Origin of the sequence: Sporosarcina sp. SG10008, assembly GCF_044569405.1 — a bacterium.
Classification (GTDB): domain Bacteria; phylum Bacillota; class Bacilli; order Bacillales_A; family Planococcaceae; genus Sporosarcina; species Sporosarcina psychrophila.
This window is the reverse complement of record NZ_CP172607.1, coordinates 3466807-3478640: the sequence shown is the minus strand read 5'-3', so window position 1 is coordinate 3478640 and position 11834 is coordinate 3466807. Positions and strand designations below refer to the sequence as shown.

The window sequence follows — 11834 nt, the reverse complement described above, 5'->3', positions numbered from 1 at the left end:
TTTGTTTGTTTATCTATAAAAGTAAAGAGCATATTCGTTAAAAAGCCGAAGAAGGAGTGAGGAATTGGAGAAGATTGTTCTATACGTACCTGATTTGGAGTCTCAGTTTCATCATAATAAAGAGTTTCAAGAAAGTATTACTCCATTATCATGCACGATTTCCCCCATCATTAATCATATCATCTACGAATCTGTGGAACGTAAATTATATTTTCGTTCGGTGGCACTCGGAACGATGGAATTTCAGTTTGTGCTGCTCGACTTTAGGCGTAACAATATTGTGTTCGTGAGAAAGAGGAATTCTATCGGAGATGTAAACTGTGGCGTATATGAATGGTTGTCATCATTGAAATTTCAATTCGAGCCAAGAAAGATGTCATTTGTAATGGAAAGGCCAAACGATAATTATGTGTTGCGGCAACATATATAGATGAATAGCATACTATAATAATAAACTGTTCACAAACTAGCCACAGTTGTGATAAACTAATAACAATCAGAATATTCTATATTGGAGGGGAGAAAGATGCTATCAGTTCAACGAATGACACCATTTTACACGAGTCAAGAAGATTTTCAACTCAGACTAGTGTTTGCTTATCAATACTTTTCCATTCTTAAAGGGGGGGACGTATTTCAATTCATCCCGTCAGAGGGAAAAGAAATTGTCATTAATACCAAGAGTTTGCAAGTCGAAAACCTCGGCGAAGTATTCGTTTTCCAACGGGGGAACCGATTTATTCGATTACCGCTCTACCAATTGCTACTTATTTCAGATCTTCATATCCATTTGACCACTATTCTTGAAGGAACGATGGGGCTGGAAATGGAAGTAGAGACGCTAGAAGTCGTAACATTAGAAGCGGTGGGTATCATTGAACAACTGGAAGCCGATAACAGGTTGCGCATGATTGATTATGCACTCGAAACAGACAACATACAAATGTTCAATGAACTGACGGAAGGACTGCAGCAAAATTGAAAAGTGAAACTTAACAAACACCTGTCGTTAGCGGTTAACGGTAGGTGTTTTTTTATTGCCCTGGCACTTATTGAATCCCGTAAAATGGGCAAGTTGTCACATAGAAACTTCACCTCCAGACTCTGGTGATTTTGTTCTAGATAATCCAAATGAAAGCTCAAATTCCCACCACGGTGGTGCAGACATTACTATTATTGTTTACTTAAATATGTTGAACAAATGAATGCCAAGATAAACTGAGCAAAGGCGCCTGACAAGTGGGAGCCTGCCACCGTAGCGGATTTGAAAGGAACCTCTATTGCACCTTATATAGTTCAACCTGTAATGAAGTAAAGAGCCACAATGAAAATGGTGGAACCTGTCAAACCAAAAAGAATGTCTTGCCATGTGAATGCAGAAATTCCCTCTTTATTCATAGCTATCCGCCCCTTTGTCGATTTCCCGGGAAATAAGCCGGTATTTATTCCCCAATAAATCATTCAGTTTTAGTAGAAAGTATAATTTTTTGACTTAGAATAGTGTCTAGCTCCAGCGCCTAGCCCCTCGATTCGCTTCAGTCCTGAAGTTAAAGGCAAATTGCGCCTTTATCTTCAGACCCTCCAGCGCTTGTCGGGTCTACCAGGCGCCTTCCGCTTTTCTTATTGTCTAGACTCCAGGCGCCAGCCGCTCGGGTCATAAGCAATCCAGCTATGTAGCAAAGAGCGCTACGTCGCTGGATCGACTTATGCCCGTCACGTCTACCAGGCGCTTCCGCTTTTCTTAGAAGAATGGACAAAAAGTGCGCTTCTTAAACATGTTTTATATGTTTCTGCAACCCATTAAAGAAGGAGAATAGTAAAAAAATCGTTGCTTACTAGCATCCAAACATTGCAAATCTCTCAATTTTTGCTAAAGTAATCATAGTAGATCAATTACGTCTCGGCGTAAATTCGCTTGGATTTTGGATTGCGCTTGAGCACGTCCAGTATCCGTGCTTAGGAGTTCGGGTCATAAGTCAAAGCTACTTTGTGGCAAAATCCGTCACGATGCATCTTCATCTTATGCCTGTCGACCCTAAGCTTTTGAGAGATTATCTCGTTTCAAAATTTGTACTATCCGCCGTGGGCTTAGGTCGACGGGGAGGAATTGTAGTTTATTCTTCTTTGTTAAGGTGACTTCATCAAATTCAGCAATAGTGAGCAGAAAGGGATTACCGTAATGTTTTTTGACTTTAAGTTTTGGCATTTCTTGACGAATCCACATCAGTTGGCAAACCAACTTGAAAATTCTTCAATGCGCGGCTTCAAAAAACGTGTGTTATTCATAGCTTTTTTCGGTGTTCTTTTATTCGCCGTTCGTGATATATGGGGAATGAATACAGAGTCAATCACAGCACTCCTTTCCACAATGACCACAACAGACTATACAATTGCACGATATGTATCAGTACTTGGTGCACTCGTGTGGGCCCTTATGTATATGGCGTTTCATTTCTTTGGTTTTGCATACATATTAAGTCGATTGACGGCAATTCCGTTTAAAAAGTTATTACCTTTACAACTACTTGTGACGGGTATTCTATTACTCGAGAAAGCAGTTTTGCTTCTTGTCTTTACGATGAAGGGAGCAACAACAAGTGTTTCATTCCTATCATTTGGTCCACTTGCGCTAACATTTCTCGATTCCTGGTATATCATCCTATTCCTCAATCAATTGACAGTGACAACTGCACTTATCATTGCACTTCAATCACGGTTTATCGGTGCGTATACGGGTCATACCGAACGCAAAGGCTTTATCTGGATACTTATAGGAATCCACGTAGCAATGGCCCTTATAGTTGCGGCTATTGGATTTATTCCACTAGAAAGCTTGTTCCATTCCTTTGTAGAAGGGGGTGTTGGTAGTGAATAAAGTGACGAATATTGCTATCGCTGTCGCAATCAGTGCATTTCTAGCAGTGAATTTTTATCTGCTATTTTCCGATAAAAGCGTCATCACCAAATCAGTATATGTCGAACGCTATGAACGTATGACAAGCAGTGATCACCGAGAGGAGCTCGCTAAAGAAGGCTTTGTTGCTCCCGAAGAAACCTATACAGTATACGTCGGTAATGACGATACGGTAGATTCGTGGCTAGTTAAAGAAGGCGATCCCGTTACAGTGGGGGAAGAAATTGCTATTCTACAAACAGAACGTGCAGAAGGACAGCGCGCTGTTTGGGAAGCCGAACGCGAGGCTCTTCAACAACAGACATCATCTGTTCGAAGCATGATATCAGGTCTTGAGTCTGAGCGGGAGGAAGCTCAATCGGATAGTTCTTCGAATGTGAATCGCAAAGATAACGTGTCGGAAAATACAACCGACAAAAAAGTGGAAGTAGGACTGAATGTTGATGTCCAGGTAGATGTGAAGCAGGACGGATCATTTGCACAGGCAATCGCAGCGGCTGAACAGGATCTTGCAGAAATTGAACGCCAACAAACAGTTGTTGAGGCGCAATTATCACAAAATCCAGGAAGACCTGCTCTAATTAGCCCTGTTGACGGTATAGTTTCTAAAGTAACGCGTACCGGTTCCACGCTGTCAGTTGATATTTTCAGCTCACAAAAAGTGATTGTCACATATGCAAAAAATGACGAGTGGCAAAAAATTCGAAATGGTGATCAGGTCTTAATCCAAGGGGATAGCATCGAAAATGCGGTAGAAGGAACTGTTCTTTCTGTTTCCGAGGCACCTGCAAGCGACAACGAATGGCTCCAAGCCTACAAAGAACTCGACGAAACCAAAGTGAAGAATCCACTTGCTTATTATGAAGTACGAATTTTGACGGATGCTACTGATCAATCGGTGCCATTTGGTACAAATGTCAATGCAATCGTTATTGTCAATGAAGCGCTGGATGTCACTTCAGTGAAAGAAAAGTGGCTTCATGACTTGTACAAAGAAACGGCGTATGCATGGATAATTGATAATGAAGGTCGTGCTAAACAAGTGGCCATTGCGACACCGTTCACATGGGAAACTCGGGCGGTCGTGTCGCAAGGTCTCAATCTTGGAGATGTAGTTGTTTATGAACCTGAACTTGCTACGTATGGATATTCACCTACGGTATTCATGTCATTGCCTACAGAGTTGCCTTCAAAAAAACAATGGAGAGCATTCGGGTGGAAAAATTACGTGAAATATATACTTATAAGATGACATCAGAACCCCGAATCTTCGGGGTTTTTTGATGCTCTACTATTCTTTCGTTACGAAACTGTAATAGGAATGTAGCAATTGAAAGGTTTTAGAAGAACAAGAAGGGGTATTTTCAATACTAGCTAGCCAAATAGCTTATTGAAAAATACTAGGAGGCGTTATGAGATGGTAACACGACATGTAGTTGGCTATTATGATACAGAAACTGAAGCAATCGCGGCAATTGAAGATTTAAAAAGACAAGGATATGTGTCAGATGACATATCTGTTATGAGTAAACATACAGCAAATGCGGATGTTATTGCAGAAGAAACAGGAACATATGCAGCAGATGGTGCAGCCACAGGGGCAGCAACTGGCGGAATTCTAGGAGGACTTGGCGGCGTGCTCGCGGGAATCGGTGCACTCGCAATACCAGGAATTGGCCCAATCATCGCAGCTGGCCCAATTGTAGCAGGCATTACTGGCGCAGCTGCCGGAGCGGGAGTTGGCGGACTAGCCGGAGCACTTATCGGCATGGGTATCCCTGAAGAAGAAGCGAACCGCTACAACGATTACTTCAATGAAGGAAAAATCCTGGTCCTTCTTGATGGTGACTATTCAAGACCGAATGATCGATTTCCCCCAATCGTCTAATGTCATATAAATGCAGACAGCCACCCAATTTTAGTTGGGTGGCTGTCTGTTTGTGGTTCGGAGGCTGACAGGGGGAAGTTGTACATATGATTGGTCGTGTAGATATATGATTGTTCTTGCAAAAGATATGATCGGTTTACAAGTTATATAGTCGGTTGGTCGTGATATATGATCGTTTTCCCACTTTGTAGTGCGTTAAATTTATTGATTTTCATTGATAATTTTATGATCTGTCGCCCGTCGTTTCATAAAAGCAGAAATTAGAGTGCTAGGACCATTGAATTGTTTCCACTATTATCCATAAATCGTATGGACTACTATTCTTTGATTCTTACGAAGTCCCTTTGAACGATTTTTTCAATAACGCATGATTTTCCCCGAAATACACGTTTTGTATCATATTAAATCTATTTTTATTATGATAGATTCTTTATGTCGCACTATTTTATTAAGTGTGAATAAACGGGTAAAGGGGAGATGGGATTTGAAGAGGGGTAATTTCACTAAATTTTTCAGCGCATTTTTAGCTCTTGCAATGGTGCTTTCACTACTAACGCCATTCACAGCATCGGCAAATGCAGAAAAGGCAAAACCATTCAAGCCGGATAATTACAGCGAAAGCATTATGCAACAGAAAGCAGCTATCGCCGAACAATTAAATCTGTTGGATGGTGGTTCCAAGTTACACAAAGACTTACAAGGGTTAACTGGAAATGGACAAGTCGCAGTTATTGTTCATTTATCCGAAAAGCCAGTTGCACTTGAACAGGGGATTAAAGAGTTAGCGGGGAAAACATTCACTTCTGCAGAAGCAACGGCAGTGAAAAAGAAAGTGAAAACGCAACAGACAGCTATGAAAAAAGAGATGCAAGTGAAAAACATTAATTTTACTGAGAAATTCGCGTACGATACTGTACTAAATGGTTTTTCTGCGACTGTACAAGCAGGAGATCTTGAAAAGTTACTAGCTATTAAAGGTGTTACATTAATTGAACCGGATACTGAAGTGCATGCATTTGAAGCTCCAGTTTCATCTGGAACAGTAGATGCGAATATGAACACCAGCATTTCATTCCTAGGAATTGAAAGGCTCTGGGCTGAAGGAATTGAAGGACAAGGGATTAAAGTCGCTGTACTTGATACAGGAATTGATAAAGATCACCCGGACTTTGCTGGTATTTATAAAGGCGGAAAGAACTTCATTCCAAATTCTGCTACTTATACAAGAACCCGTGCAGATAATGATGCATCGGAAACGTCACCTGTTGAACGACCAGCAGGAACGCCTGAATTTAGCGCAACTGGAAGCGCTTTCTATACATCACATGGTACGCACGTGGCAGGAACAATTGCTGCAATCGGGGCGAATCCGTACGGAGTTAAAGGGATTGCACCGAAAGTAGATCTTTACGCATACCGCGTTCTGGGAGCTTACGGTAGCGGATCTACTTCGGGAATCATCGCGGCAATTGAAGAGTCAGTTAAACAAAAGATGGATGTTATCAATCTTTCCCTTGGTGGGGGAGCAAATTCTGAAACTGACGGAGGTTCATTTGCCATCAATAATGCGATGATGGCCGGAACGATTTCCGTAATCGCAACAGGAAACTCGGGTCCGAAACGTGGAACGATGGGTACACCGTCGACAGCACGTCTTGGAATTGCAGTTGGCAACACAACGAATCCTGAAGCAAATTTTGACAGCAACGTACATGTAACAGTCGGAGACTACCAATTATCTAAAACCATCAACTTAATGGGAACTACATTTGGAGCAGATTTAACAACACAATTGTCGGGTGAATATGAAGTCCTAGCAGTGCCTGGAATGGGTACTAAAGCTGACTATAACGGACTCGACGCTAACGGGAAAGTGGCACTTGTCTCACGAGGAGATATCGCATTCGTCGACAAAATTGCCGTCGCAAAAGAAGCAGGTGCAATTGCAATTCTTATCCATAACTTTGCAGGCGGTTCAAATGCACCGAACGCTTCTGGAACATTCTTAGGAGATGCATTTGAATTCATCCCAGCTTATGATTTGTCACAAACAGACGGAGATGCAATTCGTGCAGCTCTTAAAGGCGGTCAAGGAACTGTAACGTTCGGTAATTTCAATAAAACAATGACAATTGGAGACAATGTCAACGATTCCAGTTCACGTGGGCCGTCGACTCCAAATTTTGATATCAAACCAGATGTTAGTGCGCCTGGAACGAATATCATGTCAACAATTCCAATGTACAAAGCAGATTTTCCAGCTGCAAGTTATGAAGAAGCTTTCACACGTAAAACAGGTACATCAATGGCAACACCGCATATTGCAGGAATTGCCGCACTTGTTAAGCAAGCAAATCCAGGTTGGAGTGCTTTTGACGTGAAAGTCGCGCTATCCAACAGTGCAAAAATTTTAGACACGACCAAATACGATGTCATGTCTCAAGGAGCAGGACGTGTGCAAGCTTATGCAGCAGCACATCCGACTATCCTTGCATATGCAATGGATGAGGCAGTGTTGGATACAAGCGGTGAAATTGTCGACAATATTAAAGGGACAGTCACTTTCGGTCCTCAATCAATCAAAGAAAAAAACATTTCCGTTACAAAAGACATTCTTGTAAAAGATATGAAAGGTAACGGAGGAAATTATAATGTAACAGTCGATGTTACGAAATCATTCGAAGATGCAAAAGTGACCGTCGACAAATCAGCATTCACTTTGAATGGCGAGCAATTGTTAACAGTTACATTAACGGCTTCGAAAAAAGCAAACGCACCACCAGGTTCCGAAATTCTGGGCTATATTCACATTGACGGTGAAGGCACTGAAGTTTCATTACCATTCGCAGCGGAGTTTGGCGGAGCGCCGGCATCTGCATTTGAAAACTTCGCAATCACAGAAACAGATCTTTCATTCAACAATGACGGTATAAAAGACTCGGCTGTTCTGTCATTTAAACTGACAGGCGATGTCACAACAAATTACATCGAACTATGGGATATCATGGATCCTGAAGGTGGAGAATATGGAGACGGCTATATCGGCTACTTACATGCAGGTACTTCGCTCGCAGCCGGTTCTTACACGCTTAACGTGGCAGGAAATTACAAACCTTGGACTGAAGGTGCAGCTCAAACAACAATTCCTGATGGACTCTACACAATTGACTTCACTGGACAAACAGTTTCAGGCGAACCAGCAATTCTTAGTGGCTACGTTGGTCCGGTCGTCGTGAAATCTGAAGCCGGTACAATTGAAGGAGCACTTAAAGGTACAGCTGCAACAGGTAAAATCATTGACAAGTATATTGACTACCAAGCTGAACTTGTAAACTATGATTTAGGTTATGACGTAAATACGAAACTCAAAGCAAGTTACGAAGTGATGGAAAACGACACGGTGAAATCGTCCGGTCCTGTTAAATTAGCACAAGACGGATCATTTACAATCGACGTTGGTACGTTAACAAAAGATAACAGTGTCAAAGTGAAATATGTTGACGCTGCAGGCAATGCCGCAGAAAAAGTACTAGTCGATGATGGAACAGGCGTCAAGTATTCTGTGGATAAAGAAGAACTAGCACTGCAAGTAGGCGGTACAGAAAACCTAACAGTAACTGAAACAACAACAAAAGCGGACGGAACAAAAGAAGACAAAAATGTCACAGCAGAAGCAACATTCGTGTCTGCTGATGAAAAAATTGTAACAGTTAAAAATGGTGCAGTAACAGCAGTCGCCGCAGGTAAAACAGCAATCACAGTAAGCTACAAAGAATTCACAGCAACAATCGCAGTCGAAGTGGCAGCGAAAGATGGTCAAGACCAAGTTACGTATTCTGTAAGCAAAACGAATCTTACAATAGGCGTTGGTCAACAAGAACAACTCTTCGTCACACAAAAAACGACAAAGGCTGATGGTTCAGTCGTTGAAAAAGACGTAACAGGAACAGTGAATTATGATGTCGTCAACAGCGATATTGCAAAATTCGAGAAAGGTCTCATCACAGCACTTGCGGCAGGTAAAACGCAAGCACGCGTCATGGTTCCAGGACAAGAAGATATGTACGTTTACCTTGAAGTGACAGCAGCACCGCAAGATCAGGTTACTTATTCAGTTAGTAAAAAGAACCTAACAATCGGTGTTGGCCAATCAGAACAATTTTACGTCACCCAAACGACGACAAAAGCGGATGGCACAGTCACTGAAAAAGACGTCACAGGAAATGGCAGCTACAATGCAGTCAACAATAAAGTTGCTACAGTCAAAAAAGGACTCGTAACAGCACTTGCAGAAGGCCAAACACAAGTCCGTGTTATGATTCCAAACGAGGAAGCCATCTACGTTTACGTTGAGGTAGTGAAACTTCCTCAGGATATCATTACGTACAAAGTGAATAAAACAAATGTGAAAATGAATGTCGGCGACCAATTACAGTTGAAAGTGACAGAAACAACGCTGACTCCGAAAGGACAAACGAGCAAAAAAGACGTCACAGCAACAACTTCATTCAAAGTCGTCAACAATAAAATTGCAAAAGTTCAAAAAGGTCTAGTCACAGCGATTACAGGAGGTCAAACACAAGTACTTGTCACAATCCCAGATCAGGATCCAATCCTTGTCTACCTGAACGTGAAAGGCGACGTAATCACCTATTCAGTCGATAAAAACAGCGTCGCACTTAAAGCAGGCGCAACTGAACAATTAACAGTAATAGAAAAAACAACAAAAGCTGACGGCTCTGTCACAGAGAAAAACGTGACAGCAGATTCTAAATTTAAATCTGCGAATTCTAAAGTCGTCACATTAAGTAAAGGGTTAGTCACAGCAGTCGGACCAGGCGAAACGGCCATCTCTGTCACACACTCGGACTTTACAACGACAGTCACAGCGATTGTCGAGCAAGACGTAATCACCTATTCAGTCGATAAAAACAGCGTCGTACTTAAAGCAGGCGCAACTGAACAATTAACTGTAATAGAAAAAACAACAAAAGCTGACGGCTCTGTCAATGAGAAAAACGTGATAGCAGATTCTAAATTTAAATCTGCGAATTCTAAAGTCGTCACATTAAGTAAAGGGTTAGTCACAGCAGTCGGACCAGGCGAAACGGTCATTACAGTTTCACACCCGAACTTCACAACGACAGTCACAGCGATTGTCGAACAAGACGTAATAATCACAACAGAATTGATCACAAACCCAGCAGCACTTGAATTGGTAGTCGGGGAATCTTCTCGCATTTCAGTTCAATCGATTGAAACGAAAAATGGTGAGGCGACATCGACAGACGTGACAGAAATTGCTGCATATAGCGGGTTCGATTCAACTGTCATCGATGTTCAGCAAGGCCAAATCATTGCAGTCGGCGCTGGTGAAACAACAATCACAGCTTCTTATGGCAATGACGTTGCAACCATTTTCGTCAAAGTCGAAATGGTTTCAGTACCGGAAGCGCCTGAGGTACCTGAGTCACCAGGAGCTCAGAAATATAGTGTTTCAGAAGCAGAAATTGCAGCTTATGTGAACGATAAACAGGCAAAAGAAATCTTCATTGCACTACCTGAAAATGGAGAGGAAATCGCAATCGAATTCAACTCAACAATCCTAAATACAATCGTTAATGCTAAGAAAGGCTTATTCGTCACTAGAGGCGAAACGTCATTCTTCTTCTCGAAAAAAGCAGTCGAGAAACTTATGCAACAAGCTGGCGGTGATGCTACAATCACGTTAAGCGAAGCAAATGCATCTTCTATTGCAGATGCAATTTCAGAAAACTTTATCGTTAATCTTGAGGGCGGTACTGGCGATAATCGATTTGCGTTGAATCAATTCAATGAAAAAATCGAAATCGTTCTCCCGATAGACGCGTCTAAAGTGATCAAGAACAACAAAATAGCGGTACGAGATCTACATTCAACTAACACAATAAAAGCAAAATACAACAATGGAGTACTTGAATTCACAGCGACTGGTCCAGGTAGTTTCGTTGTGATCAATACTTCCACAGCGAACCGCGCAGGTAACTTTGTCGCTATCAGCTATTAATTTAAAAAAGGAGCACATTGAGTTTGATATGCTTCCCCATTAGGTAGATAGATTAAAAATAAAAGCTGGACTAAAGATTTTTTTAGTTCAGCTTTTATTTCACTTAATAAAAAACAAATTAACTTCTTCCTATTACAATCTAAAAACTCTATCATGAGACGAGTTTTAGACCTATTGCAGCACCTAAGACCATGCCTATAAAAATAAGTCTTCTCCAATCTTTTGATTCACCATATAAAAGCATACCTAAAATTGCTCCACCAGACGCACCAATTCCTGTCCAAATTGCATAAGCCGTACCCATAGGAAGTGTTTTCATTGAATAAGCAAGAAACACAAAACTAGCTCCAAACGCAAGAGTTAGAAATAGCACCGATTGCCAATTACGGTCTTTATGCAATTTACTTATCATTACAACACCAAACATTTCAAATAAACCTGCAACAATCAAAGAAACCCACGCCATTAAGATTCAGCTCCTTCTTTATCGCTATCTTGAGTCACTAATTTCAAACCAACGACTCCACCTAATAAAACCAAAATTAAAAGTACTTTTGCTAATTTAAATGGTTCATCAAAAAATATGATGTCGGAAAAAACTGTTCCGGCTGTACCTAGTCCAACAAAAACCGCATAGACAGTTCCAACAGGTAGTTTTTTTCCAGCCATAATCATTAAATAAAAACTAACGATAATAGCAATAACTGTTCCAGTCCAAGTCCAAAAGTCATTTGCATGTTTTAATCCAATAACCCAAAAAACTTCGAAAAAAGCAGCGATTATTACTTTAACCCAATCTGTATTCATTTAACTAACACCTCCGTTTATCTTTATTCAGCAGAAGACTCTCACCTCCAAAGGTGGAAGATGAATGCGGTTTTGTTTTCCTGTTCAGCGGGTATGCAATCGCCCGCTGAACAAAGATAAAGCCTCCGGCGGATGTCACAGATTTTGAAAGGAGTCAATCGAGCAAGCTCGATTCAAAA

8 protein-coding genes are annotated in these 11834 nt (G+C 41.3%); 6 read left to right on the top strand and 2 right to left on the bottom strand.

Annotated features, from left to right (window positions below; translation table 11 throughout):
• Positions 1-64 precede the first annotated feature (64 nt).
• The 6 genes from ACGLYD_RS16270 (at position 65) to ACGLYD_RS16245 (ending at position 10848) form a co-directional block, all read left to right on the top strand.
• Positions 65-430 carry a hypothetical protein gene (locus tag ACGLYD_RS16270; protein WP_399629293.1) on the top strand — a complete coding sequence of 122 codons (366 nt, stop codon included), beginning with the start codon at positions 65-67 and terminating at the stop codon, positions 428-430.
• Between the two features lie 96 nt (positions 431-526).
• Positions 527-982, top strand: a complete 456-nt coding sequence (locus ACGLYD_RS16265; protein ID WP_067213053.1) for a transcriptional regulator — start codon at positions 527-529, stop codon at positions 980-982.
• Positions 983-2179: 1197 nt separating this feature from the next.
• Positions 2180-2875 carry a hypothetical protein gene (locus ACGLYD_RS16260; RefSeq protein ID WP_399629290.1) on the top strand — a complete coding sequence of 232 codons (696 nt, stop codon included), beginning with the start codon at positions 2180-2182 and terminating at the stop codon, positions 2873-2875.
• The gene (locus ACGLYD_RS16255) at positions 2868-4166 is read left to right on the top strand and encodes an efflux RND transporter periplasmic adaptor subunit (RefSeq protein WP_399629289.1); all 1299 of its coding nucleotides are present in this window, start codon (positions 2868-2870) and stop codon (positions 4164-4166) included. The genes ACGLYD_RS16260 and ACGLYD_RS16255 overlap by 8 nt, the downstream gene beginning before the upstream one ends.
• A gap of 165 nt (positions 4167-4331) precedes the next feature.
• Entirely contained in the window at positions 4332-4802 is a 471-nt protein-coding gene (locus ACGLYD_RS16250) for a general stress protein (protein WP_067213042.1), read from the top strand.
• A gap of 484 nt (positions 4803-5286) precedes the next feature.
• A complete protein-coding gene (locus tag ACGLYD_RS16245) occupies positions 5287-10848 on the top strand; it encodes a S8 family serine peptidase (protein WP_399629286.1) in 5562 nt (1853 codons plus the stop codon).
• Between the two features lie 151 nt (positions 10849-10999).
• On the opposite strand, the gene ACGLYD_RS16240 is transcribed toward ACGLYD_RS16245, so the two are convergent.
• Together ACGLYD_RS16240 and ACGLYD_RS16235 are read right to left on the bottom strand one after the other, a co-directional pair.
• A complete protein-coding gene (locus ACGLYD_RS16240; RefSeq protein WP_067213040.1) occupies positions 11000-11314 on the bottom strand; it encodes a multidrug efflux SMR transporter in 315 nt (104 codons plus the stop codon).
• Positions 11314-11655 carry a DMT family transporter gene (locus ACGLYD_RS16235; protein WP_399629283.1) on the bottom strand — a complete coding sequence of 114 codons (342 nt, stop codon included), beginning with the start codon at positions 11653-11655 and terminating at the stop codon, positions 11314-11316. Before ACGLYD_RS16235 ends, ACGLYD_RS16240 begins: the two co-directional genes overlap by 1 nt.
• Positions 11656-11834: the final 179 nt, after the last annotated feature.

Bases quoted from the DNA above. Each gene is read 5' to 3' on its own strand.
- ACGLYD_RS16240 (WP_067213040.1), bottom strand. From the start codon at position 11,314: ATGGCGTGGGTTTCTTTGATTGTTGCAGGTTTATTTGAAATGTTTGGT.
- ACGLYD_RS16235 (WP_399629283.1), bottom strand. From the start codon at position 11,655: ATGAATACAGATTGGGTTAAAGTAATAATCGCTGCTTTTTTCGAAGTT.
- ACGLYD_RS16265 (WP_067213053.1), top strand. From the start codon at position 527: ATGCTATCAGTTCAACGAATGACACCATTTTACACGAGTCAAGAAGAT.
- ACGLYD_RS16250 (WP_067213042.1), top strand. From the start codon at position 4,332: ATGGTAACACGACATGTAGTTGGCTATTATGATACAGAAACTGAAGCA.
- ACGLYD_RS16260 (WP_399629290.1), top strand. From the start codon at position 2,180: ATGTTTTTTGACTTTAAGTTTTGGCATTTCTTGACGAATCCACATCAG.